Here is a 26162-nt window from a genome sequence, read left to right as displayed (position 1 = left end):
CTACAAGCGCCTCGCCTCGGGCGCGGAGCAACGCGCCGCCGCGCGCATCATGCCGCCGAGGCTCAGCGGTACGAGCGTGATGAGCCCGTGCCCCTCCTCGGGGCCGAGATGCGTCAAGAGGGAGTAGCGCACCGACGGGTTCTCGTAGAGGTGCAGGAAGTCGCAGCCGGCGGGCGGCTCGGCCGCCGTCTGCCCGACCTCGAAGACGAACGGGCTACCGCGATCGTCCGCCTTCAGGTCGAACGAGGCGGCGAGCCCGGACATGAGATCGTCCGCGCCCGCCGGCGTCCCCTCGGGCGGGTTCGCGCGCGTGATGTCGACGAAGCGCGAGAACAGCGCATAGCTCGACGGGTGGGCCAGCGAGCACAGGCAATACACGGGTCGACCCGGGTGAGCGAGCATGTACCGGATCAGGCGCGAGAGGACGTGGCGGAGGACGACATCGCCGCCGGCGTGCTCGCCGAGCGCACCGGACTCGCCACGGAAGATCGCTATCTGCACGCCGGAAGGCCCCGGATCGATGATCTGAACCGCGAAATAGCTGGTTATCTGGCCGCCAGCACCCCTGTGGACCACGACGGCGCCGTGCTCCGCGCCAGCGTCGATGACGTGAGTGGAGAAGCTCTTCTCCCTCTGCGCACCCTCGAAGATCAGGCGGCGGAAGCCATAGATCTCGTCGATGAGGCGCTGTCTCTGATCCGGCGACATCTCACGTGGAACAAGGACCTCGACGGAGGTCTGCTCTTTCATCGAATCCTCCATGCCTGCCCATCCCCTCGCCAACCTCGGCTGCGGGACGGCGGTCCGCCGGGCGCCGCCGGCGTCGTTGATGCTGCCGGCACCGGCGGCGCCAGCGTCATCAGCGCCACCACATTCAGCAATGGTGGTGCCACCGGTGCGAGGAGCGGCGATGACGCCGCGGTCCTCCCCTCCTCGTCGGCCGTGCGCCACGCACGACGCGCCAGCTCGGCTCGGACGAGCTCGTCGGCGCGGCGCCGCGGCGAACCTGACGGTCCATCGCGGCGCGTCCGCTGGCTTCGCCGGATCGAACAGCAGAACGGGTGAGGAGGGCGGGCATCAGCCCCGCAGGCATCAGGAACGCCGGATGACCGCGCGACCGAGCGATCCATGCAACGAGACGCTCGCGGCGCGCGCCGCCCTCAGCGCCTCGTGCCATGCGGCCGCGAGCGCGATTGCCCGCTGGCAAACGGTGCTTTACGGTCGCGCTCCATGCGCCGCCTACGTCGAGCCCGCCTCGCCCGCCTTCCCTCCGCGCTCGCGCTTGCCTGCGGAGCCCTCCTCGCCTGCGCCGCGTGCTCTGGCAGCGGCGGCGCGCCGGTCAAGGCGCCGGCCAGCGCGCAGGGCGAGGCGCCCGCGCCCGCGCCGCAGGGCGAGGCGCCCATCGCGCCGACCCAGGGCTCGCCCGGGCCCGCAGCGCCCTCGACCGACTTCCTGAGCAAGCGGCCGGCCACCTCGCTGCTCTCGGGTCGCCTCGCGGTGCGGCTGCCCGAGGGGGCGCGGATCGAGGCGCGCGCGCGCTCGGTCATGGCCGCGGCGGAGCCGGACGAAGAGGAGACCCGCGTGGTGCTCGACGCCGGCGACGAGCGCTTCGTGCTGATGGCCCACGAGCTCTTCGCGCTTGGCGGCAAGGATCCCGAGGGCGGCGTGCGCGCCGCGATGGCCGCGGACTTCCCCGGGGGCAGCGCCACGGCGGAGCCGCTCCGCCTGGCCGACGAGCAGCTCAAGGCCTGGGCCGTGTTCCCCGGGAGCGCGAATCGCGGCAGCGTCGCGATCCCGGTGCTCGGCATGTACGTCCTGCACCCGGACGGCTTCGTTCAGAGGCTCGCCTTCTACGTGAATCCTCCGGCCGCGAAGGACGCGGCGGGCTGCAGCGCGCTCGCGGCCGGCGCGGCCGACCTGCCGGAGGCGCGCGGCGAGCTGCCCCGCTGCACGGCCTTCGCGCGCGCGATCGCCGCCACCCTGAGCGCGGGAGCGCGGCGCATCGACGCGGGCGGCGGAGAGCGCTCCATCAAGGGGCAGGGCAGCGAGGACAGCTTCCTCGTGAAGGTCCCGGCGGGCGCGAGCACCACCGTGCAGCGCGGCCCGGACTTCACGGTGCACCGCGTGCGATTGCCCGTCGAGCTCGGCGCGTCGCAGTCCGCGATAGGCATCTATGTCGGTGGTCACCCGTCGTTCCAGTACAACCAGAACGAGGCGAAGGTGAGCCCCACGCCCAGGCCAGGCAAGGTGTTCGGAAAGGCGATGAGCTGGCAGGTCTGGCCCATGAGCCCCACGCGCGTCATGGCGGAGGCGATGCTGCCGCACCCGAAGATCAAGGGCCTGATGGTTCACCTCTTCGCCGGCGCCGCGGACGACAAGGCGCTCGCGCCGCTGCTCGACGTCGCCGCCTCGCTGCGGGTGCCCTGACGGCCCGGGGCGCCGCCGAGGCGCGGACCCGGCGTGAATCGGATCGGCAGGCGGGTGGGGCCGTGCACGTGAATCGCCCGGCGCGGCTCCCACGGCGCGTCGCTCGCGAGCTCCAGGCCACCGAGCCGCGCGACGAGATCCGCCAGCGCGATCCTGGCCTCGAGGCGCGAGAGCGGCGCCCCGATACAGAAGTGAATGCCGTGCCCGAACGCGATGTGCGGGTTGGGATCACGCGCGATGTCGAAGCGGCCAGGGTCGAGAAATTGCGCTGGATCTCGGTTCGCGGCGCCGATCATCGCCAGCACCGCCTTGCCGGCCGGGATCACCTGGCCGTGCATCGGGACATCGCGCCTCGTCACGCGGAACATCGCCTGGACTGGCGAGCGGTAGCGCAGGACCTCCTCGATCGCGGAGGGCAGCAGATCGGGCGCGGCCCGAAGGCGGGCGAGCTCGCCCGGATTCTCGAGGAAACACAGCATCGCATTGCCGATCAGGTTCGTTGTCGTCTCGTGGCCGGCCACGAGGAGGAGCTGGAAGAAGCCCAGGATCTCGTCCTCGTTCAGCCCCTCTCCGTCCACCTCGGCCTCGACGAGCCTGGTCAAGAGGTCATCTTCCGGCGCAGCCCGCCGCTGCTCGATGAGGCCTCTCAGGTAGGCCTGCATCTCGGCCGTCACCGCGGTGAACTCGCCGAGCGCCCGGGCCGCCTCCTCGCTGCCGGAGACCGTGGTGCTGAGGTCCAGGATCGCGTCGCTCCAGCGCCTGAACCGCGGCTGGTCCGCACTCGGGGCGCCGAGCATCTCGGCGATCACCAGGAGGGGGAGCGGAACCGTGTAGTCCTCGGCGAGGTCCATCTGTCCGCTCTCGATCGCCCGGTCCAGGAGCTCGCGCGACAGCCGGCGGATGCGCGGCTCGAGCCCCGCGACCGCGCGCGGCGTGAAGGCCCGCATGATGATTGCGCGCAGCTTGGTGTGGCGCGGAGGGTCCGAGAAGATGAGCCACTCGGCGGTCCTGGTGCCCGGCGGCGACACGACCGAGCTGAACGCCTCGTGATCGTGGAGCGCCCGCTTCACGCCGTCGTAATCGAAAATCATCCACGAGTCGGACGGTGGGTAGTGGAGCACGGGAGATCGGCTCCGGAGCTGGTCGTATACGGGGTAAGGGTTGCGGCGCATCTCTTCCGAGAACAGGTTCATCGCTCACGACCTCCAGCGGAGGCCAGGCTAGGATCAGGGGACGTGGGCCGCTTGAACGAATCCCGGATCGGCGCCGTGATCGCGGACGCCTTCGCGGTGCGCGCCTCGACGGCGATGGCGTCGACCCTCCACGCCGAGCACGGCGCGGCGATCCTGGTGGGGATCGAGCGCGAGGTGACCGTGACCGAGCCGGGCGGCGCGATCGTGCGCGGGCGCGCGGTCGTGGTGCCCCCCGACCTGTGGCACGCCGCCACGAGCCCCGGACCGACGCTCGGGTTCCTGTACGACCCCCAGGAGATGCCGCACGTGGCGGCTCATGCGCGCCTGCACGGCGGCCCCTGTCCGCTCGAAGGCCGGCTCCTCTCACGCCTCGACGGGGCCGTTGCGGCGCACCGGGCGTCCCTGTCGCGCCCCGACGTGCTCGGCGGCCTCGCGCGCGAGGTCGCGTCCTGGCTCGCGGGGGAGTCGCCGCGCTGCGCCCTGGATGGGCGGGTCGCCCGCGTCCTGGAGGCGCTGCGCGATCCGGAAGCGGACCGGCGCCTCGCGGTCTCGCGCGCCGGGGTCTCCGAGGCGCACCTGCAGGCGCTGTTCGTGCGCGACGTGGGGCTGCCCATCCGCGCCTTCCAGCTCTGGCGCCGGCTGCTCTTCGCGCTCGGGGCGTTCGCGCGCCTCGACGCGACGGGCGCCGCCCACGCCGCGGGGTTCGCCGACCTCGCGCACTTCTCGCGGACCTGCCGCCGCATGCTCGGCTACTCCCCGAGCGAGCTGCGCAGTGGGCTGATGAAATAGCCCTCACTTCGCTGCACCGACGCGCTGCCGTCAGCGGCCGCCGCGATTGACGTGGAGCTGCCCAGCCGGCAGCGTGTCGGCCGTTCGAGGAGATGACGTCATGACGATGGATATCGCCGCGCTGCGCCGCGACACCCCTGCCTGCGCCAGCGTCCTTCACTTCAACAACGCGGGTTCCTCGCTGCCTCCGGCCGTGGTTGTCGACACGGTGGTCGAGCACCTGCGCCGCGAGGCGACCCTCGGCGGCTACGAGGCCGAGGCGGAGGCGGGCGAGCGGATCGAGGCGGTCTACGGCTCGATCGCCCGGCTGATCGGCGCGGCGCCCGACGAGATCGCGCTGGTCGAGAACGCCACGCGCGCGTGGGACATGGCGTTCTACTCCCTCCGCTTCGGCCCGGGCGATCGCATCCTGACCGCGCGGACCGAGTACGCCTCGAACTACATCGCGTTCCTGCAGGTCGCGCGGCGCACCGGCGCGGAGATCGTCCCGATCCCGAGCGATGAGCGCGGCGCCGTGTCGTTGCCTGCGCTCGATTGCCTGCTCGACGAGCGGGTCAAGCTGATCGCCATCACCCACGTCCCCACGAACGGCGGGCTGGTCAACCCGGCGGAGGAGATCGGCCGCCGCGCCCGGTCGGCGGGCGTGCCCTTCCTGCTCGATGCCTGCCAGTCGGTGGGGCAGCTGCCGATCGACGTCGAGGCGATCGGCTGCGATCTCCTGTCGGCGACGGGGCGCAAGTACCTGCGCGGGCCGCGCGGCACCGGCTTTCTCTATGTCCGGCGCGCGCTGCTCGACCGGCTGGAGCCCCCGTTCCTCGATCTCCACGCGGCCCGCTGGACCGCGCCGGATCGCTACGAGCTGCGGCCCGACGCCCGGCGCTTCGAGAACTGGGAGAGCTATGTCGCCGGCCGGCTCGGGCTCGGCGCGGCCGCGGAGTATGCGCTCCGGCTGGGCCTACCCGCGATCCGCGATCGGGTAGGTGCGCTGGCCGAGCGCCTGCGCGCGCGGCTCTCCGAGATCCCCGGGGTCACCGTGCGCGACCTCGGCGAGCAGCGCTGCGGCATCGTGACCTTCACCCGGGCCGGCGAGGACGCCACGGCCATCAAGGCGCGGCTCGGTGCGCAGGCGATCCACGTCAGCGTGTCGACCGCCGCCGGGACGTTACTCGACTTCGAGGACCGCGGGATTCCCGATCTGGTGCGCGCCTCGGTCCATTATTACAACGACGAATCCGAGATCGACCGCTTCGTCGCCGCGCTCTAATCGATGTGCAGCGCCTCGTTCAGGCGGGCGACGTCGCGCGCCATCTCGCGGCGGCGCGCCTCCTGGTCCGCGTGCGACGGGAACTGGATCGCGGCGAACGCAGCCAGGGCGGCCTCGGCCACGCGCGCCGCGCCCTCGGGGCCGAGGAGGCCGAGCTCGAGGGCCGTGAGCGCTGCGCCGATGTACGTATCGAACAGGTGAACGCCGGAGGCCGCGAGCTCTCTCCGCGTGAGATCGGGCGTGGCGACCACGTCGTGAATGAAAACCGCCTTCACCGTCTCCGGGGCGAGCTCGAGCATGCCCTGGCCGAAATGGATATCGCCCTGCCCGCTGTCGCCGACGAAGACGAAGTCGTACTCGGGGTACAGCCGCCGGTACTCGAGGAAATTCTCGAGCTTCTTCTCCGCGATCGTGCGGTTGCCGATGAGGCGGGTGAACGAGCCCGCGAGCACGGTCGCGGTGAGCTGACCGCGCTCGGCGAGCGCCTTGATCGTCGCGTCCTCCACGAGGCCGAGGCGGTCGCCGGGGCGGGCGGTGACGAAGGTCAGATCGCCGGCCCGCCCGGGCACGGGGCCAGGGCCGCGGTCGAGCTCCGCATAGAACTGCAGGACGCCGGGATAGACGGTCTTCTTCGGGTACCGGGCGTCCTTCCAGTTCGCGTAGAACGTATCGTCGATATCGGACAGGACCTTCACCTCGCGCACCGAGACCGAGACCGCCTCTCGCGCGAAGTGCGCGAGGAGCTCCTCGCGCAGGGAGTCGTCGTCGATATCGTGGTAGAAGAGCTGGTGAAGATCGCGGTAGCCGCCCCGGCCGTCGAGCGCGTTCTTGAGCCGCGTGACGTCGGCGCCGCGCGTGCCGAGCCAGAGGCGACGCAGCGCCCGCTCGTCGAGGCTGCCCGTGCGGCCGCGCTGCAGCGCCGAGATGAGCGCCGCGCGCGCCGGGATCCCGAGGTCGCCGAGGCGCTCGGCGGTCAGGAGCTCGAGCAGCGCCGTGCGGTTGTCGGGGCCGATGAGGCGATCGTCGATGTCTCCGAGCAGGGCGGGCAGATCGAGCTGGAGGAGCAGCTGGTCGAGCTCGATGGCGGCCGATCCCGCGAGGATCTCCAGGATCCGCCGCTCGTCGTCCCGATCGGTGTGGGAGGCCATGCGCTGCCGGATCTCGTCGAGCTTCGACAGCACCGACGGGATGGGCGCGTCGGGAGAGATGTCGATCGTCATGGGGCCCCGACAGCATAACCGATCCGGCGGGCGCTGGTAGCCTTCCGGCCATGCCGATCGAGCCGCCCGATCCTGGTTTCGTGGGACACGTCCTTCAGTACTTCCTGGCCGCGTTCAGCCTCGGGGGCGCCCTGCTCCCGAGAGCGGCGCGGCGCCGGCCCTCCCCCCGCAAACGCAGATAGGAGGCGCTCGACGGCGTGGCTGTACGGCGGGACGGCCACCATGAGGAGCTTGATTTTCGGATCGCGTTTGGATCTTCTGGTGCCTTGAACTGCGCGAGCCACGAAACCCCGAGCTTTCTATGAGCATCGAAGCGCGAAGAATTGCGAGGCGTTACCCGCTCCGCGTGCGAGACATTGGGCTGGTGGGGTCAACGATCGCCGTGGCGCGCGCGAACTGGGACATCGTCGAGGTCCGCGACCTCGGTGGGACGCTCCTCATGCGCGACGAGGTTCCAGAACAGAACGGGCTCTTGTTCCACCAGCGGATGCGCTTCGCCGGTGCACGTTACTTGATCGTGGAGATCGGGGGTGGGGTGACGGCCGCGGGGTTTCGTGCTTGGGATTTCGTCGAGCAACGCTGGGCGATGAGCGTGAGCGATCACTGGGACGACGTGGCCTTGGTGGGCGTCGATGCCGCCCGAGCGCTCGTGGCGGTCAGCGATGGCAAAGGCGTTGACGTGTTCGAGGTCGCGACGGGCAACAACGAGTGGCGCATGCCGCTCTGCAGCGTGGAGAGCATCGACTTCAACCCAGACAATCCTGACCTCGTGGTCGCTGGCGGTGACTCGTTCATGTTCAACGACGGTGATCTCCCCGGCGCGCCGCTCATGGCGGTCTTCGTGCGCTCGCGGCTGACGCACCGGCGAGCGTCTTCAGCGCTGTCCTACGACGGGCCCCAGCTGGCGTGGCTCGACGCAGAGCAGATCGTGCACCTCTCTCCCCACGGCGAGCTCGAGCTGGTCGGAGCGGACCTCGGCACGGTACGGAGCTTGGGCACGCACGCCGGCAGGGGCAGCGACCTGAGGGTGGCTGAAGCCCGCTGGATCGTGCTTCACACCGGCACGGACACGACGTTGGTCGACACGACCGGACGGTTGCCCGCAAAGACCACGCCCGGGTTCGTCGCGGTCATGCCTGGTGGTGAAGGCACGATATGCGCTGACACGCACTCCGTGACGATGCACCGCTGGTAGTTCGAACCTGTCGCGTCATTCGCCGGGGCTGGCATCTGACAGGCCCCGATCGCGCCCCACGGAACATTCAATCGCAACACTCGCAGCGGAGAGATTCACATCGACACACAAAAGCTCGCCATTAACGTATTCGGCCAAAGCGAATCTGGTCCTCGACGGCTGAAAGCGGACGATCCAGCGCTCTACACGACCAGCCTGACCCGAGCCTGAAACAGACAACGAGAACACAATACATGTCTGAGCTCAAAAGAGAGAGGCGTTCGGAAGGCGACCCGCAGGCGAAGGGGAGAGGCACGGAGGCGTTCCGACAATACCTCGACGAATACAGGCGTGAGCTTCTGACGCTCATTGCTGAACGGGAGATCTCCAAGCGCGCGGCCGAGCCCCTCGCGCCGTGGCTCTGCTACCATTTCCCTCTCCAGTTCGATCGGCGAGAGCTCGATGCGCGGGGCGTCGACCTCCTCGTCTACGCCGAGAAGGACAGCTTCTTCTGGCATACGCTTGACGGGGCTGCGTGCATGAAAGCGTTCCTCACGCATTTCCGGGCGCTCCCTCTTGATGGCCGGATTGCGTACTTCAAACGATTTGACTTGGGGCAAAAATGGGTAGACCGAGAGGCTTGGTTCGATCTGGCCTTTGATGACGAGCGTGCCGGCGATTCGGACTACGACGTGGCGCATGCCGAAATCTTTGGACCGCGCTCAACACGCGGTGAAGCGCCCCGCGGCTAGGTCCTCATGGTGGCCGCAGCACCGACGGGATGGGCGCGTCGGGGGGCGAGCGGCGACACGAGGAGGAGCGACCCCGGCGGGAGCGCGGCGGGCCACGGCACCCGCGACGGCGGAGCGTGTCGCCGAGCCGATCGTCCGCGGGCGCCGCGCCCGGCTCGTCCGCGCGCGGCGCGGCGTGGCGCGGGTCGATGCAGGCGTCGATGAGCCGCGCGAGCGCCTCGTCGACACCCGCGTCGGCGCGAAGTGGGCCGCGGTCAGGGAGCGATCGGGTTCGTTCCCGCGTCTGCAGCGGGAAGTGACGTCAAAGTCCTTCGCATCGACGGCAAACTACCGGGCGATCCGGGGTATCGTCTCTAGCTAGGCGTTCGTATCGCGTCTGGGTTTCCTGGCCCCCACCACCCCGAAGCGCCGCTCCAGCTTGTGCATCCGCGCGCTCCACAGAAGCACCGCCGCGACCGCCGGCGCCGCCACCGCCGTCCCCACGACCGCGACCTCGAACACCCCCCGCGCCCGCGACGCGTTGAACAGCAGCGCCTCCGCCAGCGTCAGCGCCGCGTCGCAGGTCACCAGCGCGGCCAGCACCAGCGAGAGCAGCTGCCCGTACCGGCGGCTCAGCCGCAGCATGGCGGGCGCGAGGCACACGTCGAACGCCACCCACGCCCATTTCACGGCGGGTGACGGGAACCAACGCGCCGCGGGCGCGATCGCGAGCAGCGCGGTCCACGGGACGAGCAGCCAGCCGAGCACCTCGAAGATCACGGCCGGCCCGCGCAGCAGCGTCGAGAGCCCGAAGCGCAGGAGCCCCCCGCGCGAGAACGCCGCGAGCGTGTCGTAGATGGCCACGAGGCCGTGGCCGCCCGGCGGAATGACCAGGTAAATCGGCGCCCAGCGATCGGGCCGCAGCTTCGCCTTGAACGCGTAGAGTCCCTGGAAATCGTACAGGCGAGCCCCGAGCCGCCGCGCCGCGCGCAGCCCGCGCCGCACGGGCCCGGCGAGCGGCGCAAGGCCGAGCGTCACATACAGGCGCTCCTCCGCCGCGGCGGCGCGCATCGCGTGATCGATGAGCAGCTCCGTGGTGCCGTTCGGCGCGGACGGGTCGCGCAGCAGGTCCTCCAGAAAAAGGCCGCGCCGCGCGTACACGGGCACCGCTGCGAGGAAGCCGACCACGGCGCCTCCGGCCTCCGCGACGACATAGCGCCGCTCGCCCGCGAACGAGAACGGCTCCACCTGCACGAGAAAGCCCATGGGCGCCATCGGCCGCGACGACGCCCAGCGCGCCATGAGGCGCTCCACCTCGCCTCGCAGCGGGCTCCCGGCGTCCTCGAGCTCGCCGCGGCTGACCGAGCGCGCGACCACGCCCTTCGCGCGCGCGCGGCGGAGCTGCTCGCGCAGGCTCCGGCTCGACCGGAGCACGCCGCTCCAGCGCGCCGGCTCCCAGACCGGCTGCTCGCCGACGAGCATCGCGCTCCACGAGACCCGCTCGCAGAACCGCGCCTCGGCGCCAAAGAGGCACGCCCGCCGCCCCTCTGCCGCGGCCGCCTCCACGAACGCCTGCGCGACCTCGGCCAGCCGCTCGGCCGCCGTGATCGGCGCGCCGGCGGCGACCCACGCGCCGCCGGTATCGACGTAGGCCACGCAGGCGTCGTCGCCATGGAACCAGTAGTGAAAGTCGGACTCCAGGGTCTGGAACGAGGTCGCGTTCCATCCGTGGCGTTGGAGCAACGCGAGGACGCGCTCGCGGTCGGAGCGCTGGTTCGGCGGCGGCACGGTCCGGCGGAGCATACCTCACGGGCGCGGCGCGTGGCGTGGTTGGACGCGGCTCGCCGGGATGACGTCGATCCCGTTGGCTGTGAGGGCTCCCGCGCGCTCAACTCACCAGGTGACGCGGTAGGCACAGGAGTCGGCGCCGCGCTTCCGCGACGGGCGGGACTCGTCGAGCACGACGTCGACGCGCGGCCTGACCCCGCGCGACGCCGCTCGCCGCGCCGTGCCGAGCACGACCCCACGATCGAGCTCCGAGGGATAAGGCGTATCGCAGACCATGATGATCTCGTGTTTCTCCGGATGACAGCGATAGTGGCCGATCCCCTCCCGCATCACGCCGGTCGCCGGATCGAACATCACCACTCCGTCACGCCTGTGATTCATGTGGTATGCCACGTCGATCATCTGGAGGGCATCCACGATGGTCGGCGGCATGGCCGGCCACACGGCGTGATCCACGATCGCCTTCCCGATGGCGAGCAGCGTATGGTCCCCGCTCGCCCGGGCCACGCCCTTCAGCATGTCGAGGAGCATCTGGAGAGGGTACCACCCGCCCGCGACCAGGTCAGTCACACCCAGCGTCGAGAGCACCTGCTTCCCGAGGTCTCCGTGCGTCCGGAGAGCTGCGGTGACCGACGCGAAGGCGCTCCCGGGGCCCTCGAGGCCGGGATGAGGCGAAACGTATTGAGCCATACCGATACGCTCCTTCCGCCGACGACCGACGATATCGAACATCGCCTGACACCGCAAGATGCGCTGCTCCCGAGAGCCGGAGCCCTGGCAGCCTCCCTGGCGAGCCAAGCGATGTTCGTGAGGTGTTCGCTTGGCCGCGTCCGGTCGCCAAATCTCCAGGTCGTTCGCTCGTTCGCCCGCAGGGATTTCTGGCGCGCAGAACCAGCGCGGCGTGATCGCCAGATGGGCTCTTCGAGCGACAGGCAGCGAGAGCACCGAGCAACAGCAGCGCGTGGACGCGGTCGTCAAACGCGCCGTGGCGATGCCTGCTTCGGTATCACTCTCGGCGTCCGTTCCTCCGGTGCACGGTCCCTTCGCTCGCGTCGAGCCCGGCGGCCGACTCGACGCGACCGGCGTGAGGGCTGCCCGGGTGTGCCTCGCGGAAGCGCCGCGCCGCCTCGTGGGCGCCCGCGCGATCCCCCTTGCTTGCCAGCGCCTCGACCCGGATCACGGCGGCCTCATCGGAGAGCTGAGCGCTCGGAAACTCGCGCGCGTGGCGAGCCAGGAGCGCGAGGGCGGCCGCCGGATCGCCGCGTCGCAGCGCGCGCCGCGCCGTGTCGAGCAGCGCCAGCTCGGAGGCCAGCGTCGGCGCGTTCCTTTCGCGTGCGCGCGGGCTGTTCGGCGCCGTGGCGGCAGGAGCCGTGGCGGCGGGCGCGGCCATGGGCGAAGCCTCGTCCGTTCGCTCCTCCGGGACGCGCTCGTACAGCTCCGCCTCGGCCGCGCCATGCGCGCGCGGCGCGGCGAGCGCGGCCGGCGCGCTGGACGCCTCCTGAGCGCGCCTCGCGGGCATCGGCGCGTCGACGTGCGTCCATTCCGCGACCCCGAGCGTGAGGACCCCCGCGAGCGCGCCGATCCCGAGCGCGCTCAAGATCCCGCTCCCGCCCGCCACACCCGCCACCTTCAGCGCGGCGCTCGCCCCCGCCGCGGCCGCGCCCCCCATCGCGGCCGCGCCCCCCGCCCCCACGGCCGCGCCCCCTGCCGCAGCCGCGCCCCCTGCCACGGCCGCGCCCCCTGCCGCAGCCGCGCCCCCTGCCGCAGCCGCGCCCCCTGCCACGGCCGCGCCCCCTGCCGCGCCCGCGCCCCCTGCCGCAGCCGCGCCCCCTGCCGCGCCCGCGCTCCCCGTCCCTGTCGCGACCGCGCCCCCCGTCCCCGCCGCGGCCGCGCCCCCCGTCGCCGTCACGGCGGCCCCGACGCCGACCGCGACGAGCATTCGCCGGGTCAAGCCGCTCGGCGGACTCTCGTCGAGCGCCGCGTGGAGGAGCGTCGTTCGCAGATCACTCCCCTTCTGGTCCAGAAGGCGCACGGGATCGGTCATGGCGATTCACCTCGGAAATGGGCCCGCGCCTCGATCCGCCTCACGGCGGCCTGGAAGTGCTCGCGCGCCCGGCGGAGGCGAGACGCGACCGTGCCTGCCGGAAGATCGAGCAGCGCCGCGATGTTCGCCGTCGTCATCTGCTCCAGCTCGAACAGCACGAAGACAGCGCGCTGCTCGAGGGGCATCGTGTCGAGGATGGCATCGAGCGTCGCGCGGGCACGAGCGCGATCCATCATCTCCTCGGGGTCCGGCGCCGGGTCGACGCGCTCGCAGGGCGCTTCCTCCAGCACCTCCCGGCGCCGCTGCTGGGTCCGCCGCGCGCGCGAGGCGATCCGCAGCGCCGTGCTGAACAGGAACGCGGCCTCCCGGCCCGATTCGATGTCCCCGAGCCGCCGGGCCGCCACGAGGAAGACCTGCTGCGCCGCGTCCTCCGCGTCGGCGCGCGGCACGCCGAGCCGCACCAGCGAGCGCCAGACGAACGCCGAATGCTCCATCACGAGCCCGGTGAGGCGCGCGGCCGCCGCCCGGCTGTCGGGCGGAACTGCGGCGGGGAGCTGCACCAGGGTCAGCGCTTCACCACGGCTCACGCCTTGTGGATCTCCGGATCGAGGCGACCCGATCACAAAATCGACAGGTCAGCGCCGAACAGCAAAACCTGGTGACCGCGGGCACCTTGTGGATGGGCTGCGCCAGACGTTCGACTACGGGCGAGCCGCACCAGCGGAAATTACGGTCCTTATTGCACTTCGATGCACACAAGCGCGCCGGGCGTGGGCTCCCCGTACCGATCCGCGCCGCCTCACGCGTGGAGCACGGCCGCGCGCGCAGCGCCTTCGTCGTCGCCCGCGCTCGTGGTCACGACGACGCTTCCTTTCTTGTGCGCTTGTTCGACACGGGCGTGGGCCTCGGCCATTCGCTCGAGCGGATAGCGTCGATCGATGACCGCGCGCACCCTGCCCGACTCGATCAGCTCGTTGAGGATGACGAGATCGCGCGCCACCTCCTTGGCCGGCCTCATGCCCGTGGCCGCAAAGATGGCCTTTTTGCCGCGCGTCCTGGCCGTCCACAGCATCTGAGCCACGATGGTCAGCGTCGGCACGGTGGTGAGGTAGACGCCGCTCGGCGTCAACGCGCCCTTGCATCGCGAGAACGAGCTCTTGCCAGCCACATCGAAGATGACGTCGTAGGCACGTCCGGCGCTGGTGAAGTCCTCCCGGGTGTAGTCGATGACGTGCTCGGCCCCCAGGGACTTCACGAGGTCCAGGTTCGCCGTGCTGCAGACGCCGGTGACCTCCGCGCCAAAGGTCCTCGCGAGCTGCACCGAGACAGCGCCAATGCCTCCGGAAGCGCCGTTGATCAGGACGCGCTGTCCGGCCCTGACCTTGCCCTCGTCCCTGAGAAACGGCAGCCCCGTGAGGAATCCGTCACACATGCTGACGGCTTCCGCGTGGGTCACGCCGCGCGGCTTCCTGGCCAGCGTGGCGTCCTCGGGCAAGCATTTGTACTCGGCGTACGCGCCGGCATCCATGCCGGTCGCCCCGAAGACCTGGTCGCCGACGTTCCACCGCGTCACCCCCTTGCCGACCGCCGCGATCTCTCCGGCGAGGTAGAAGCCGGAGGTAGGGAGCCTCGGCCTGATGAGCCCGGTGAAGAGCCGCGCGATGAAGGGGTCGCCCTTTCGCATGGCACACTCGGCGAACGTGGCGACGGTCGCATGTACCCTGATCAGGACTTCGTTGTCCTTCGGAGCGGGCCGCGGCACCTCCCTCAGCTGGAGGACCTCGGGCGGACCGTACCTCTCTTGAACGATGGCTCTCATGGATAGTCCTCCACGCTCGCATCGAACGATGCAACCGACGCAAACGATGCAACCGACGCAAACGACGCAACCTGCGCGAACGATGAACGAGACGCCGGCGCGAGACGGGCGCGCGGCTCAACCCCGCTCGCCCGACGCGTCACCTTTCCACTGAAAGACGTGCTCGAGCGGCACGCCGAAGGCCGCCGCGATGCGGAAGGCGACCTCGAGGGAGGGCGAGTAGCGGCCCTGCTCGATGGCGACGATGGTTTGACGGGTGACGCCGACCTTCTCGGCCAGCTCCGCCTGGGTCATCTCGCTCGCCTGAAACCTCAGCGCGCGGATGACGTTGGTGATCTGAGGCTGCCCCTTGCCCATCGCGCTATCCGATGCGGTAGTAGATGAGCTTCGAGACGGAGTCCGCTGCGCCCCCGAGCATCAGCGCCGCGAACAGCGCGTAGGCCCCGAGCGCAGGGGGCCCGCCCAGCGCCAGCAGGGCGAGGATCAGCCCGCCGCCGATCGAGAGGACGATATAGCCGTTGCGCATGCTCCTCGCGGCGATGGCATCGTCGCGCTCGTCCGCGCGCTCGTCCTTGAGCGCCTCGCGCCGCACGACGCTGACGACGATCGTCACCACGATGGTCGCCACGATGTTGAACGCGACCGAAGCCAGGAGGGCCCAGAGCATCTTCCCCGACACCGCAGACACAGGCGCGTCCCACCCCTGCGTGCTCACGGCATCGAGCACCAACCAGCCCGTGATCAGCGCCTGGCCGGTCAGCATGATCGCCGCGTTCCATTCCTTGAACGTCATCTTGCCCTCCGCGGCAGCGCGTCCTTCCGCATCCGCAGCAGACGAGCTCCGCCTGTTCCACATCCGGCCGCAGATGACCGGACGTCTGCGCACGCCTCGCGTGCGCGGCCCTGGCTCTGTTTCCTCGCGGTTTCGCGCCGCTCCGCACCCCGGCGCCCGCTTCGCTGCCGCGCTGGTTCGATGTGCCAGCGATCCCTGGCGGGGTTGCAGACAGCTCGAACTAGGTAACTGACCGGCGAGCCAATGTCAAATTTTTCATACATGGAGTCGCAGTTAATGGACACCAAGTCGTGTATCTATGACATCGGGGTGCTCGCCGTACCTTCCGCCAGCGAGGGCGCCATCGTAGGCTCTCTGGCGATGCTCACTCCCACGGTGGTCGTGTTCGACCTGGACGGCACGTTGATCGACAGCCGGGGTGACATCGTGGCGGCGGTGAACCATGCGCTGGTGGCGACGGGCCGGGCCCCGCTGCCCGGGCAGGTGATCGTCCGGTACGTGGGCGACGGCGCGCGCGCGCTCTGTGCACGCGCGGCGAAGCTCCCCGAGACCTCCGACGGCGTCGAGGAGGTCCTCCGGCACTTCCTCGAGTACTACGCGCGGCACCCGCTCGACTTCACCCGCTGGATGCCCGGCGCGCAGGAGATGCTCGAGAGGCTCTCGGACCTCGGCGATCTCGCGCTCTGCGTCTGTACGAACAAGCCGCGCTCGACCACCGACGCGGTGCTCGCCGCGCTCGGGGTCGGCGCGCGCTTCCGCGCGGTGGTCGCGGGCGGCGACGTCGCCGACAAGAAGCCAGATCCGGCGCCGCTGCTCCACCTCTCGGCGCGCCTCGGGGTCCAGCCGCACAAGATGGTGATGGTCGGCGACGGCCCCCAGGACATCGAGTGTGCGCGCCGCGCGGGCGCGCGGTCGATCGCCGTCCTCGGCGGCTTCGCATCGCGAGAGGAGCTCCTCGACGCCCGCCCCGACGTGCTCCTCCGTACCATGGGAGAGCTCTGGGACGTCCTCCGCCGCTGGCGCGACGCGACGGTCAGGCTCTCGACCGTTCGTTAGCTGCACACCCACGCGCGTCGGATCTGCGCGCGCGTCGGATCTGCGCGCGCGGCCGACCTGCACGCGCGGTCAGCCTCCCTCCCCGCACGCGCAGGACGTCGCTGCCCGCGCGCCCCTCAGGCCGCGACGCCCTCGGCAATCTCGCGCCCGAACGCGGTCGCGTTGAGGATCGCGCGCAGGCGCACGCGCGCCCGGTGGAGCCGCGAGCGGACGGCGCTCTCGCTCACGGCGAGCTTCTGCGCGATCTCCTGGAGGCCGAGGTCCTCGTGGTAGTGCGCGAGCACCACGTCGCGGTAGTCCTCCGGCAGCTCGCAGAGCGCCTCGCGGACGTACGCCTCCCGCTCCGCCGCGGACGCGGCGTCGTCCTCGCCGATCGTGCTGCGCATCGTCGGCAAGAGGCCGAGCTCCTCGAAGTCGAGCCCCTCGACGATGCGCGCGCGCTGCCGCCGCTGCGACCGCATCAGCATGAGCGCCTCGTTCGCCGTCACGCGGAAGAGCCACGTCGTGAAGCTCGAGTCGCCGCGGAACGAGCGGATCGTCCGCACCACCTGCAGCAGCGTCGACTGCACCAGGTCGAGCCGATCCTCGTCGGACACGGGGTAGCGCGCGAGCTGCCGCTCCACGTGCGGGCGGATGAGCCGCGTGAGCTCGTCGAGCGACTCCCGATCGCCGTCCTTCGCCCGGCAGATGACCTCGGCCAGCGGGCCCGCGCTCGCGGCGCGGGGCGAGGGGCGCGACCCGAGCGCGCCGGGCGAGGTGAGACCGCGCGGCGCCAGAGGAGTCTCAGGCCTCGTGCTGGCGCTCGGTACATCGGTCGGAACGGCGGTCAGAGCCATGAGCCATCTCTCCGTCGAGGGCGCCGCGTGCGCTTCCGGCCCACGGGCCCGGTGGTGCGCACCCGACCAGCAAAGGCCTTGCCACGGCAAGCTCAACGGACGTGCGCGCCACGTGCGCACCGCGTGCTCAGCCGGTATAAGCGGGGCCACGATGTCCAGCGACGCTCCGCGATGGGAAGCCCCCCGAGGGGGCAACAGCCACGTTCCGACGCCCGAGGAGGACCGGCCAGCGCCATCCGCCTCCGCCCCGCCGCGTGCGCTGGCGCACCCGCTGCCCGCCGGCATGCGCGATCTCCTCCCCGAGGAGGCGCGGCGCCGGCGCGCGCTCGCCAAGCGTGTGCTCGATCACTTCGTTCTGTGCGGCTACCAGCCGGTCTCGCTGCCTGCGTTCGAGTTCGCCGAGGTGCTCGAGCGCGGGCTCGGCACGCTCGACGCCGCGGACGTGCTGCGCTTCATCGAGCCCGAGTCGGGCGAGGTGGCGGCGCTCCGCCCGGACATGACCCCGCAGATCGCGCGGCTCGTGGCCACGCGGCTCGCGGACGCGCCCCGCCCCATCCGCCTCTGCTACGAGGGCACGGTCCTCCGCCGCCGCCAGGGGCGGGCGCGGCGCCACCGGCAGATCCCGCAGGCCGGCGTCGAGCTCTACGGCGTCGGCACGCTCGCCGGTGAGCTCGAGATCCTCCGCCTCGCCGCCTCCGCGGTGCGGGAGGCCGGCCTGGATCGCTTCGTGGTGGACCTCGGCCACGCGATGATCGCGCGCGCGCTGCTCGACGCCGTCCCGGCGGGGCTCGCGGCCGAGCTCTCGGAGGTGATCGAGCTGAAGGACACCTCCCGCCTCGCCGCCGTGCTCGCGAGCCCGAAGGCCGCCGACGTCCCGCGCCGCATCGTCGCGGCCATCGCCGCGCTGCCGGACCTCGCGGGCGGCGGCGCGGCTGACCCTGACGGCGCCGCGGTCTTCGACCGCGCCACGCGCCTCCTCACCGGCACGCCCGCCGAGGCGCCGCTCGCCGAGCTCCGCGCGCTCTGGGACGCAGCCAGGGTGAGCCCCGAGCTCGGCCCGGCGCTCCGGGTCGACCTCGGCGAGCTCCGCGGTCTGGCGTACTATACGGGTGCAATTTTCCACGTGCTTGCCGATGGCCCCGGGGAGGCGATCGCGGCGGGCGGGCGCTACGACATGCTGCTCTCCCGCTTCGGCCTGCCGATGCCGGCCGTCGGCTTCGCGCTGAACCTCGACGCGATTGCCTGGGCGCGCGACGTCGCGGGCGCCGCGGACGAGCCGGCGCTGCGGGTGCTCGTCGCTGTGCGGCCGGAGCGCGCCGCGTCGCTCGCGGCGGCGCTGCGGGGGCTGGGCGTCCCGGCCGTGGCGCACGCGCCGGACCAGGATCCGGAGGGGTACGCGCTGTCCTGGCGGTTCTCCCACCTGGTGCGGGAGCGGGACGGGGCGCTCGTGATCGAGGCGACATCCGGCGGCGGCGAGGCCGCGACGAGCGCGAGCGCCGTTCCGGCGGCCCTCGACGACGCCGCGGCGGCCCAGGCGATCGTGCTGAAGACGGGGGCAGGACGTCCGGGCGGCAAGTAGACGCTCGCTCGGCAAGCGAGCCTGGGGTAAAGGCGAACCTGAACCCGGACGGAGCCGCTCGGAGTGACGAGCGGGCCGAGGCCGGGCCACGTGATCCAAGAGGAGCTTCGGAATGACCGCGATCGTGATCGTCGGCGCACAGTGGGGCGACGAGGGCAAGGGCAAGGTCGTCGACCTTTATACGGAGAGCGCCGACCTCGTGGTGCGCTACGCCGGCGGGCCCAACGCCGGCCACACGCTGGTGGTGGGCGGAGAGAAGCTCATCGTACGGCTCATCCCGAGCGGCATCCTCCGCTCGAACGCCCGATGCGTGATGGCGCAGGGCATGGTGGTCGATCCCGGGGTGCTCGTCTCCGAGATCGACGCGGTGGAGGCGCGGGGCTGCTCGACGCAGGGGCGGCTGTTCGTGTCGGATCGCGCGCACCTGATCTTGCCGTTCCACCCGCTCATCGACTCGCTCCGCGAGGCGGCGGCGGCGGACGGCGTGCGGCTCGGGACGACCAAGCGCGGCATCGGGCCCTGCTACGAGGACAAGGCGTCGCGGCGCGGGGCGCGGCTCGGCGATCTGCGCGACATGAAGCGGCTCGCGCAGCTCGTGTCGCGCTCGCTCGAGGCGTGGACGCCGACGCTGCGCGCCCTGGGCGGCGAGCCGCCGTCGCTCGACGCGATCCTCGACGAGCTCACGCCGCTGGCGAAGCGCATCACGCCGCTGCTCGCCGACACGTCGCAGCTCATCGACGGCGCGCTCCGCCGCGGCGAGCGCGTGCTCCTCGAGGGGGCGCAGGGGACGCTGCTCGACATCGATCACGGCACGTTCCCGTTCGTGACGTCGTCGTCGGCGATCGCGGGCGGCGCGTGCGTCGGCGCCGGGGTCGGCCCGACGCGCATCCGCCGCGTCCTCGGCCTGGCGAAGGCGTACTGCACGCGCGTGGGCGAGGGGCCGTTCCCGACCGAGCTCGACGGCCAGCTCGGCGAGCGGCTCCGGTCGGTGGGCGGCGAGTACGGCTCGGTGACGGGCCGGCCGCGGCGGACCGGGTGGCTGGACCTGCCGGCGCTGCGCTACGCGGCGCGGGTGAACGGCCTCGACGGGATCGCGCTCACCAAGCTCGACGTGCTGACCGGCATGCCGGAGCTCAAGGTGTGCGTCGCCTACGACACGCCGTCGGGGCGCACGCGGGAGTTCCCGATCGACGACATCGCGACGGCCAAGCCGGTGCTCGAGACGGTGGCCGAGTGGAGCGAGTCGATCGACGCCGCCCGCTCCATGACGGAGCTGCCCGCGGCGGCGCGGCAGTATGTGGAGATGGTCGAGAAGGAGACCGGCGTGCCGGTCGACGTCGTCTCGGTCGGCGCGGACCGCGAGGCGACCATCGTGCGGCGCAACGCGTTCGCCTGAGAAAGCGGGCTCGCCGCGCGGGGAGGCCCCTCGTGCCCTCCTCCCGCGCGGCGCTCACGGCGCGGCGCCTTCCGCTCCACGGATCGACGAAGGGACGCTGGCCTCGGAGCGAGGCGCCGGCGTGCTGTCCGCGGCGGCGCCGGCGTCGGGATCGGTCCTCCTCGCGGAGGACACCGGCAGGACGACCCGGGAAGAGGGCGCCTTCCTCTCCCGGCCCGACTCGGCGGCGAGCGCGAAGCCGCGGACCGACCGCCACACGTCCAGGAAGCGCTCGCGGTCGAAGCCGGAGCTGGACATGAAGAGGCCGTATCGCTTGTAGTCGCGGTCAGGGCGCACGACGTCCTCGTGCGGCGCGTCCGAATCGCCGTAGTGCCCGATGATGTCCGCGTGGTCCGCGTCGACGTAGACGCTGTCCTCCAGCGTGGGCCATACCATGGATACGGAGTTGACGATGCCGTCGTTGTGCGCGCGGCCGAGCGCCACGCTGCCTGCGGCGTCGAGCCTGCGAACGGAGCAGTCCGGACCGAGCTCCGCTCCAGGGTTGTGCGCTGTCCACCGGTGACAGATCTTGAACAGATCCCAATCAGGCGCGCTCGGGTGCGGCTCGGCCCTGGTCACGATGGATCGGACGCGCACGTGCCCGTACGTCGTCCTGAAGATCTTCGCGTGGAGAGGGTCCTCGGAGTGACGGCTCGGATCGAGGTCCGCCATGGCGCCGAAGTCGTCCGAGGCGTCGCTCAGCCACTTCAGCGTATCGAAGTAGCTGGCCCTCGCCCGCGCGCGGACCAGGCCATCCGTCGAATCGAAGGAGGCGAGCAAGCTCGTGGTGTCGAGGAGCGCGTCGATCCAGCCGGCGGAACACCCGAGCCGCTTGATCGAGCTGGCCAGGAAGCGCGAGCCCGGCAGCCGCAGGGCGCGGCTGGTCTCGTACAGCACCGCCGCGAGCAGCTGGAGCTCACCGGACCAGCGGGTGAACACGTGGGCCAGGTTCGAGCCGCGGTGTGGCGTGGAGAGGAACTGCACCGAGGAGATGCTCTTGATGAACAGCTCCGCCGGCAGCCCCTCGACCTGCGCGCCGCCCGCCGCGTGCTCCGCGTGATCGTGGAGGAGCTTCATCATCCACCGGAGATCCATGCCGCCGGTGGAGTGTCCGACGAGGTGGAGGGAATCGCCGCGGCTCAGGCGGAGGATCCCGCGCTTGTACCGCTCCAGAAGCCAGTCGAGGAGGAGCCGCGCGCGCGTCTCGATGGCGGCCGTGGGCACGTTCGGAAAGTAGTGAAGCGTGAGCGGGGCGTCGTACATCGCGCCCTTCCAGCCGCGCAGCGCCTCGGTCACGCCATGGTAATATTGAAGCGATCCCAGGGCATCGAAGCCGCCGAAACCGGGTACGAGGACAAAGTGGGTCCTTGGCACGTCCGTGCGAGTCGTCGCGTCCATGAATGCGTATTCTCCGCCCTGTGATCGCCCTACCGCGCTCGGCGTGTGGGCGTGACCGTTATCCGGGATCAAACAGCCGACCGGACCGGATAGTCCCCGCCGCTGTTGTCGCGGAGTCAGGCATCTCTCACGCCATCCGCGCTCGCCCCACCATCTCGGCCCGACTCACCGCCGGATCGCGCGCAACGCGGCAGTCGTGGCGTGCGCTCGTGCAGGAGGTCGAGCCGAGGGTTGCGCGATCGCGCGGGAGGTCGAGCCAAGGGTTGCGCGATCGCGCGGGAGATTGCGCAGGGGTCGGTCGCTGCGATGGGAGGTGAGGCGGGAATAGCTTGAAAATCACTGACCCGAGCCGCCACCCGGTGAGCGGGAGCCGCCGCTCTTGCTACCGCCGCCGGGCGTGCCGCCCCGTTGGCCGCTGCCGCCGCCCGGCGTGCTGGTCCCGCCCGGCGTGCCGGTTCCGCCGCTCGGCGGCGCGTAAGCCCCTCCCCCCGGCGTGCCGCTGGTGCCGCCGCTCGGCGTGCCGCCCTGCGTACCGCCAGCGCCGCCGCTCGGCGTGCCGCCCGGCGCGCCGCTGGTGCCGCCCGGTTTGCGCTGGGTGCCGCTGCCCCACTCCTGCGTGCCGCCCTGGGTGCCTGGCGCGCCCTGGGCGCCTGCGCCCGGCTCTCCCATCTCTCCTCCAGCTCCAGGCATCGTGCCCGCGCCGGGCGTTCCGCCCTCGGGCGCTCCTGGGGTTCCAGGCGCGCCGGGGGTCTCTCCGCCCGCCGGTGCAGGCGCCGGCGAGGCCGCCTGTCCGCCTTGATTGCCTCCACAGGCCATGAGCGGCAGCGCGGTCAGGACTACCAGAAACATGCTTCGCATGATGTGTCTCCCAGATCGTTTGCGTTTGCGGCTCGTACCGAGCCGCCGGCGAGGCGGACGCGCCCGTGCGCGCAAAGGCCGCTTCGGTGCCTGGCGGCGTAGCGTTCCGCGCTCGACATGCTGGGGCCGGATCCGGCCGTCGGGATCGAGACGACGCCGGAACGGCGCATCGGGCCGCGCCCGATCGAAAGCCGCCATGCCCTCGAGAAACGAACAACGCCTGACGCCGGCCGGCGCGCGCTCGACGACAGGCGCTCGGCCGGTCACGGAGCGAGCGAATCGATCCACACGCGCCATACGCGACGCGCAAACCGCCCTCGCCGCGGCTTGCCCGGCGATTGCATGGCGAAAGGACCACCTGTGACCGCGGAGCACGCCGCGCCCGCGCGCGGCCGCTCGCAGCGCGGCGCACGTCGGAGGGGTGAGGCATGCGCGAGAAGTTCATGGAACCAGTCGTCGTGATCACGGGCGCCTCGAGCGGCATCGGCCGCGCAACAGCGCTGGAGTTCGCCAGGCGCGGAGCCGCCGTGACGCTGGCGGCCAGGCGCGAGCAGCCGCTGCGCGAGCTCGCCACCGCGTGCGAGCAGGCCGGCGGCAAGGCCCTCGTCGTGCCCACCGACGTCACGAACGAGGCGGCCGTCATGGAGGTCGCGCGGCGCGCCACGGAGGCCTTCGGCCGGATCGACGTGTGGGTCAACAACGCCGCGGTGACGCTCTTCGGGCTGTTCGAACAGACGCCCTCCGAGCCCTACCGGCGCGTCATCGAGACCAACCTGTTCGGCACCATCCACGGCGCCCGGGCCGCGCTGGCCCAGTTCCGGCGGCAGGGCAGCGGCGTGCTCATCAACGTCGCCTCGATGGCGGCCAGGCTCCCCGAGCCCTATGTCAGCGCCTACGTCGCCTCGAAGCACGCGATTCGCGGGCTCTCCCGGAGCCTGAGGCAAGAGCTCAGGCTGCTGCGGGCCCGCGACATCCATGTCTCCACTGTCATGCCGGCGACGGTCGACACCCCGCTCTTTCAGCACGCAGGCAACTACGCGGGGCGCACGCCCACGGCCATGCCCCCGATCGTCTCACCTGAACGCGTGGCGCGCGCCATCGTTCGCCTGGCACGGACGCCTCGGCGAGAGATCTTCGTGGGCAGCGCGGGCCGACAGCTCGCCTTGCTGTCTCTCCTCGCGCCGGGCCTCGCCGAACGCCTGCTCGCGCGGAGCGCCGACAGGCTGCATCTCCTGAACGACCGGACCGCCTACGCGACGAACGGCAACCTGTTCGCGCCCCTGCCGGAAGGGACCACCGTGACCGGCGGATGGAAGCAGAAGCCGCGCGGGAAGGGGCGCCTCCTGCGCGCCGCGGTCCTCGGGCTCGCAGCCCTCGCGCCCGCCGCGCTAGGCCTCTTGTGGCTCCGCCCAAGGCTGCTCGCGTAGACGCCTGGCGGTGACCGCGCACTCCCGCTCCCTTGAAGGCGTCTGGACATATCGTCGGGACAAGCGCGCTTTACAGCCCAGGCCGAACAGCTCACCCGCTGTGCGCCGCTCAACAGATCGATGCCGCTGGAAGAAGGTCGGGCGAAGTCACCAGGGAGAAGTTCGCTTTTCCTCCATGGGATGGACTATTCTGTCCATTCCTATGGCCGAGGACAGCTACGTGTTTGCGGGTTCGGAGCGTGCGCGAGAGCTGGAGCGCCTGCGGCGGATCGAGGGCTTCTTCGACCCCGGCAGCCGGCGCCTTCTCAAGGCGTCCGGGATGGGGCCCGGCTGGAGCTGCCTCGAGGTGGGAGCCGGCGCTGGGTCGATCGCCTGCTGGATGGCAGAGCGTGTGGGCCTCGAGGGCGAGGTGGTCGCGGTCGACCTCGATGTCGGGTTCATGGACGCTTCTCCGCCGCCGGGGGTCCGGATCATCGAGGGCGACATCCGCCAGCTCAATTTCCACGCGGCGCGCTTCGATCTGGTGCACGCCCGCTACGTGCTCATTCACAACGCGGATTTCCAGGATCTCCTCGACTCCATGCTCGCAGCGCTGAAACCCGGCGGCCACCTGGTGCTCGAGGAGCCGGACTTCACCGCGGCGAGGGGCGCCTCCGGTCCGGATATCGAGGCGTTCGATCGGGTCAATCGGTCGATCCTCGCGATGTTCGAGGCCGGCGGCAAGGACCCGGGCCTCGGCCTGCGCCTGCCCGCGATCCTGACGTCGCGAGGCCTCGCCATCGAGGCTGTCGAGAACGAGGTGCCGCTGTGCCCGGGCGGTCACCCGCTGTCCGAGATCATGAGCCTCTCAGCCACCCAGCTCCAGCACAGGTACCTCGCGACAGGGCGGGTCAGCGCGGAAGATCTCGCCGGCTACGCCCGGTTCGCGGCCGATCCGTCGGCCTGGGGTGTCTACTACGGCAGCGTCGGCGTCCTGGCCCGCAAACCGGCCAGGACCTCCGACTGACGTCCTGCTCCCGCCCCGGCGGCCAGGTGACGGCGACCGAGAGCCCGACTCCGGGCCCGTCCTCCAGCAAGGCGGCAAACTCCGTCCTGCGCTCTCCGTCGAGCCCGGACATGGCACAACGCTGATCCTCCGACAGCGCCGCTCCCGGCCCCCGCCCGCCCTCACGCAGGGATTCCAGCGCCGCCGCCCGGGCGGTGCCCGCGTCCGTTCATCGACGTCGAGAGGTGGCACCTCTCCGCCGGTCCGTCGCGCGGCGCGGACGATTCAGCCGATCCTGCGCGCTGGTGAGAATTGCCTATTTGATGTTCTCGCAGCTTGCGTCTCCCAACAACAGTTCAAGATACGTGACGGGGCGGGCCAGGCATCACCGCCGAGCGCTCCAGCGCCGGCCCCGCTTCCGTCAATGACATGGGGGAACTATGAACATTCGAGTCGATTCTCTTCGTTTTGCATGGATGGCAGCCCTCGCGCTCGCGGGTACCAGCGCTTGCTCCGTCGCGGCGGAAGACGGTGTTCTGGTGCCGGCGGACGAGGACAGCTCCGAGGAGGCGGTCGATTCCACCTCACAGGCCTTCTCGCTCACCATGCCGCAGCTCGCCGCGGTGCTCGCCGCCTTCAACGCGACCGAGATCAGCGACGCGCAGATGGCCCGCGCCAAGGCGTCGGACCCGCACGTCGTCGAGCTCGCCGCGCAGCTGTTCGACTATCACACCGCCGCGAGCCAGCAGCTCGCGCTCGCGCTCGGGCAAATGGGCATGACGCCGGTGGACAACGAGATCAGCCTGGCGCTGATCGAGCAGGGCGAGTCGGATCGGCAGCAGATCGAGGGGCTCGCGGGGCCCAGCTTCGACTGGACGTTCGTCAACGTTCAGATCTATCGACACCGGGAGTTCCTCGCCCATCTCCAGGAACAGATGGCCATCGTGGGGCCCGAGCTGCACCCGGGGCTCTCTCACCTCGTCCCGGAGGTCCTGAGCGCCACGAAGCGTAACCTCTCGTTCGCCACGTCGCTCCTCGCGCTCATCGGCAGCCCGTACATTCCGGAGAGCGGCTATCCGTCTGGCGTCCCCTATTACGGCAATTACGGGAACTATGGCAATTACGGGAACTACATCGACTACGGGAATTATGGCAATTACGGGAACTATGGCAATTACGGGAACTACGGCGGCGGCTTCGCCAACAGCGCGCCTTCCTACGGCCCCGTCTACTTCGGCGCCAACGGGCCCTACTCGCCCGCCGTCTCCCCCTACTACGGGGTTTACGGCCGCAGCGCGCCGTCTGGCTTCGGCGCGCCCAGCCCGTACCCCCGCCCGTGAGCCGAG

The 26162-nt window shown here is 71.2% G+C and carries 24 protein-coding genes; 11 read left to right on the top strand and 13 right to left on the bottom strand.

The window, feature by feature from the left end:
• Complete coding sequence (locus tag WME79_RS48330; protein WP_437529623.1) at positions 1 to 750, bottom strand: hypothetical protein; 750 nt, start codon at positions 748 to 750, stop codon at positions 1 to 3.
• A gap of 480 nt (positions 751 to 1230) precedes the next feature.
• Between WME79_RS48330 and WME79_RS48325 the strand changes: the two genes are divergently transcribed.
• Positions 1231 to 2427 carry a hypothetical protein gene (locus WME79_RS48325; protein ID WP_437529620.1) on the top strand — a complete coding sequence of 399 codons (1197 nt, stop codon included), beginning with the start codon at positions 1231 to 1233 and terminating at the stop codon, positions 2425 to 2427.
• On the opposite strand, the gene WME79_RS48320 is transcribed toward WME79_RS48325, so the two are convergent.
• Positions 2349 to 3620 (bottom strand): cytochrome P450, encoded by a 1272-nt coding sequence (locus WME79_RS48320; RefSeq protein WP_437529617.1) that lies wholly within the window; start codon positions 3618 to 3620, stop codon positions 2349 to 2351. The two genes, WME79_RS48325 and WME79_RS48320, sit on opposite strands and share 79 nt — an antisense overlap.
• 42 nt (positions 3621 to 3662) lie before the next feature.
• Here WME79_RS48320 and WME79_RS48315 point away from each other — a divergent pair, with 42 nt between their 5' ends.
• Complete coding sequence (locus tag WME79_RS48315) at positions 3663 to 4409, top strand: helix-turn-helix domain-containing protein (RefSeq protein WP_437529615.1); 747 nt, start codon at positions 3663 to 3665, stop codon at positions 4407 to 4409.
• 100 nt (positions 4410 to 4509) lie between these two features.
• Positions 4510 to 5673 carry an aminotransferase class V-fold PLP-dependent enzyme gene (locus WME79_RS48310; protein ID WP_437529613.1) on the top strand — a complete coding sequence of 388 codons (1164 nt, stop codon included), beginning with the start codon at positions 4510 to 4512 and terminating at the stop codon, positions 5671 to 5673.
• Here the strand turns inward: WME79_RS48310 and WME79_RS48305 are convergent.
• Positions 5670 to 6893 (bottom strand): phosphatase domain-containing protein, encoded by a 1224-nt coding sequence (locus WME79_RS48305; protein ID WP_437529611.1) that lies wholly within the window; start codon positions 6891 to 6893, stop codon positions 5670 to 5672. The two genes, WME79_RS48310 and WME79_RS48305, sit on opposite strands and share 4 nt — an antisense overlap.
• 364 nt (positions 6894 to 7257) lie before the next feature.
• Here WME79_RS48305 and WME79_RS48300 point away from each other — a divergent pair, with 364 nt between their 5' ends.
• Entirely contained in the window at positions 7258 to 8088 is an 831-nt protein-coding gene (locus tag WME79_RS48300) for a hypothetical protein (RefSeq protein ID WP_437529608.1), read from the top strand.
• Positions 8089 to 8321: 233 nt separating this feature from the next.
• The gene (locus WME79_RS48295; protein WP_437529605.1) at positions 8322 to 8819 is read left to right on the top strand and encodes a hypothetical protein; all 498 of its coding nucleotides are present in this window, start codon (positions 8322 to 8324) and stop codon (positions 8817 to 8819) included.
• A gap of 357 nt (positions 8820 to 9176) precedes the next feature.
• Here WME79_RS48295 and WME79_RS48290 read toward each other — a convergent pair whose 3' ends face one another.
• The 7 genes from WME79_RS48290 to WME79_RS48260 all read right to left on the bottom strand — a co-directional run bounded on the left by WME79_RS48290 (position 9177) and on the right by WME79_RS48260 (position 15242).
• A complete protein-coding gene (locus tag WME79_RS48290) occupies positions 9177 to 10601 on the bottom strand; it encodes a phosphatidylglycerol lysyltransferase domain-containing protein (RefSeq protein ID WP_437529602.1) in 1425 nt (474 codons plus the stop codon).
• Between the two features lie 90 nt (positions 10602 to 10691).
• A complete protein-coding gene (locus WME79_RS48285; RefSeq protein ID WP_437529599.1) occupies positions 10692 to 11276 on the bottom strand; it encodes a hypothetical protein in 585 nt (194 codons plus the stop codon).
• Positions 11277 to 11592: 316 nt separating this feature from the next.
• Complete coding sequence (locus WME79_RS48280) at positions 11593 to 12630, bottom strand: hypothetical protein (RefSeq protein WP_437529596.1); 1038 nt, start codon at positions 12628 to 12630, stop codon at positions 11593 to 11595.
• Positions 12627 to 13217, bottom strand: a complete 591-nt coding sequence (locus tag WME79_RS48275; RefSeq protein ID WP_437529593.1) for an RNA polymerase sigma factor — start codon at positions 13215 to 13217, stop codon at positions 12627 to 12629. Before WME79_RS48275 ends, WME79_RS48280 begins: the two co-directional genes overlap by 4 nt.
• Before the next feature lie 212 nt (positions 13218 to 13429).
• A complete protein-coding gene (locus WME79_RS48270) occupies positions 13430 to 14449 on the bottom strand; it encodes an NAD(P)-dependent alcohol dehydrogenase (RefSeq protein ID WP_437529590.1) in 1020 nt (339 codons plus the stop codon).
• A 117-nt stretch (positions 14450 to 14566) separates the two neighbouring features.
• Positions 14567 to 14806 carry a helix-turn-helix transcriptional regulator gene (locus tag WME79_RS48265; RefSeq protein WP_437529587.1) on the bottom strand — a complete coding sequence of 80 codons (240 nt, stop codon included), beginning with the start codon at positions 14804 to 14806 and terminating at the stop codon, positions 14567 to 14569.
• Between the two features lie 4 nt (positions 14807 to 14810).
• The gene (locus WME79_RS48260) at positions 14811 to 15242 is read right to left on the bottom strand and encodes a hypothetical protein (RefSeq protein WP_437529586.1); all 432 of its coding nucleotides are present in this window, start codon (positions 15240 to 15242) and stop codon (positions 14811 to 14813) included.
• 276 nt (positions 15243 to 15518) lie between these two features.
• Between WME79_RS48260 and WME79_RS48255 the strand changes: the two genes are divergently transcribed.
• Positions 15519 to 16298 (top strand): HAD family hydrolase, encoded by a 780-nt coding sequence (locus WME79_RS48255; protein ID WP_437529583.1) that lies wholly within the window; start codon positions 15519 to 15521, stop codon positions 16296 to 16298.
• Positions 16299 to 16414: 116 nt separating this feature from the next.
• Here the strand turns inward: WME79_RS48255 and WME79_RS48250 are convergent, their stop codons facing one another.
• Entirely contained in the window at positions 16415 to 17134 is a 720-nt protein-coding gene (locus WME79_RS48250; protein WP_437529581.1) for an RNA polymerase sigma factor, read from the bottom strand.
• A 151-nt stretch (positions 17135 to 17285) separates the two neighbouring features.
• Between WME79_RS48250 and WME79_RS48245 the strand changes: the two genes are divergently transcribed.
• Positions 17286 to 18713 (top strand): ATP phosphoribosyltransferase regulatory subunit, encoded by a 1428-nt coding sequence (locus tag WME79_RS48245; RefSeq protein ID WP_437529578.1) that lies wholly within the window; start codon positions 17286 to 17288, stop codon positions 18711 to 18713.
• 112 nt (positions 18714 to 18825) lie between these two features.
• A complete protein-coding gene (locus WME79_RS48240) occupies positions 18826 to 20109 on the top strand; it encodes an adenylosuccinate synthase (RefSeq protein ID WP_437529575.1) in 1284 nt (427 codons plus the stop codon).
• Between the two features lie 54 nt (positions 20110 to 20163).
• Here WME79_RS48240 and WME79_RS48235 read toward each other — a convergent pair whose 3' ends face one another.
• The gene (locus WME79_RS48235; RefSeq protein ID WP_437529572.1) at positions 20164 to 21546 is read right to left on the bottom strand and encodes an esterase/lipase family protein; all 1383 of its coding nucleotides are present in this window, start codon (positions 21544 to 21546) and stop codon (positions 20164 to 20166) included.
• A 336-nt stretch (positions 21547 to 21882) separates the two neighbouring features.
• On the bottom strand, positions 21883 to 22404 hold the full coding sequence (locus WME79_RS48230; protein WP_437529570.1) for a hypothetical protein: 522 nt from the start codon (positions 22402 to 22404) through the stop codon (positions 21883 to 21885).
• Positions 22405 to 22832: 428 nt separating this feature from the next.
• On the opposite strand from WME79_RS48230, the gene WME79_RS48225 reads away from it, so the two are divergent.
• From WME79_RS48225 to WME79_RS48215, 3 genes are all read left to right on the top strand, one after another.
• Entirely contained in the window at positions 22833 to 23831 is a 999-nt protein-coding gene (locus tag WME79_RS48225) for an SDR family oxidoreductase (protein ID WP_437529567.1), read from the top strand.
• Positions 23832 to 24051: 220 nt separating this feature from the next.
• Positions 24052 to 24837, top strand: coding sequence for a class I SAM-dependent methyltransferase (locus WME79_RS48220; RefSeq protein ID WP_437529564.1), 786 nt, complete (start codon positions 24052 to 24054; stop codon positions 24835 to 24837).
• 455 nt (positions 24838 to 25292) lie between these two features.
• On the top strand, positions 25293 to 26156 hold the full coding sequence (locus WME79_RS48215; RefSeq protein ID WP_437529562.1) for a DUF4142 domain-containing protein: 864 nt from the start codon (positions 25293 to 25295) through the stop codon (positions 26154 to 26156).
• The last annotated feature ends 6 nt before the right edge of the window (positions 26157 to 26162 follow it).

Source organism: Sorangium sp. So ce726 (assembly GCF_051521405.1).
GTDB lineage: Bacteria > Myxococcota_A > Polyangia > Polyangiales > Polyangiaceae > Sorangium.
The sequence above is the reverse complement of the archived record's forward strand: the minus strand, read 5'-3'. Positions and strand labels throughout refer to the sequence as shown.

What these genes read in the sequence shown, in the direction of transcription:
- WME79_RS48265 (WP_437529587.1), bottom strand. Translation starts at nt 14,806, where the DNA reads ATGGGCAAGGGGCAGCCTCAGATCACCAACGTCATCCGCGCGCTGAGG.
- WME79_RS48245 (WP_437529578.1), top strand. Translation starts at nt 17,286, where the DNA reads ATGTCCAGCGACGCTCCGCGATGGGAAGCCCCCCGAGGGGGCAACAGC.
- WME79_RS48230 (WP_437529570.1), bottom strand. Translation starts at nt 22,404, where the DNA reads ATGCGAAGCATGTTTCTGGTAGTCCTGACCGCGCTGCCGCTCATGGCC.
- WME79_RS48295 (WP_437529605.1), top strand. Translation starts at nt 8,322, where the DNA reads ATGTCTGAGCTCAAAAGAGAGAGGCGTTCGGAAGGCGACCCGCAGGCG.
- WME79_RS48270 (WP_437529590.1), bottom strand. Translation starts at nt 14,449, where the DNA reads ATGAGAGCCATCGTTCAAGAGAGGTACGGTCCGCCCGAGGTCCTCCAG.
- WME79_RS48260 (WP_437529586.1), bottom strand. Translation starts at nt 15,242, where the DNA reads ATGACGTTCAAGGAATGGAACGCGGCGATCATGCTGACCGGCCAGGCG.
- WME79_RS48305 (WP_437529611.1), bottom strand. Translation starts at nt 6,893, where the DNA reads ATGACGATCGACATCTCTCCCGACGCGCCCATCCCGTCGGTGCTGTCG.
- WME79_RS48255 (WP_437529583.1), top strand. Translation starts at nt 15,519, where the DNA reads ATGGACACCAAGTCGTGTATCTATGACATCGGGGTGCTCGCCGTACCT.
- WME79_RS48320 (WP_437529617.1), bottom strand. Translation starts at nt 3,620, where the DNA reads ATGAACCTGTTCTCGGAAGAGATGCGCCGCAACCCTTACCCCGTATAC.
- WME79_RS48325 (WP_437529620.1), top strand. Translation starts at nt 1,231, where the DNA reads ATGCGCCGCCTACGTCGAGCCCGCCTCGCCCGCCTTCCCTCCGCGCTC.
- WME79_RS48285 (WP_437529599.1), bottom strand. Translation starts at nt 11,276, where the DNA reads ATGGCTCAATACGTTTCGCCTCATCCCGGCCTCGAGGGCCCCGGGAGC.
- WME79_RS48235 (WP_437529572.1), bottom strand. Translation starts at nt 21,546, where the DNA reads ATGGACGCGACGACTCGCACGGACGTGCCAAGGACCCACTTTGTCCTC.
- WME79_RS48330 (WP_437529623.1), bottom strand. Translation starts at nt 750, where the DNA reads ATGAAAGAGCAGACCTCCGTCGAGGTCCTTGTTCCACGTGAGATGTCG.
- WME79_RS48215 (WP_437529562.1), top strand. Translation starts at nt 25,293, where the DNA reads ATGGCAGCCCTCGCGCTCGCGGGTACCAGCGCTTGCTCCGTCGCGGCG.
- WME79_RS48310 (WP_437529613.1), top strand. Translation starts at nt 4,510, where the DNA reads ATGACGATGGATATCGCCGCGCTGCGCCGCGACACCCCTGCCTGCGCC.
- WME79_RS48280 (WP_437529596.1), bottom strand. Translation starts at nt 12,630, where the DNA reads ATGACCGATCCCGTGCGCCTTCTGGACCAGAAGGGGAGTGATCTGCGA.
- WME79_RS48225 (WP_437529567.1), top strand. Translation starts at nt 22,833, where the DNA reads ATGCGCGAGAAGTTCATGGAACCAGTCGTCGTGATCACGGGCGCCTCG.
- WME79_RS48290 (WP_437529602.1), bottom strand. Translation starts at nt 10,601, where the DNA reads ATGCTCCGCCGGACCGTGCCGCCGCCGAACCAGCGCTCCGACCGCGAG.
- WME79_RS48240 (WP_437529575.1), top strand. Translation starts at nt 18,826, where the DNA reads ATGACCGCGATCGTGATCGTCGGCGCACAGTGGGGCGACGAGGGCAAG.
- WME79_RS48250 (WP_437529581.1), bottom strand. Translation starts at nt 17,134, where the DNA reads ATGGCTCTGACCGCCGTTCCGACCGATGTACCGAGCGCCAGCACGAGG.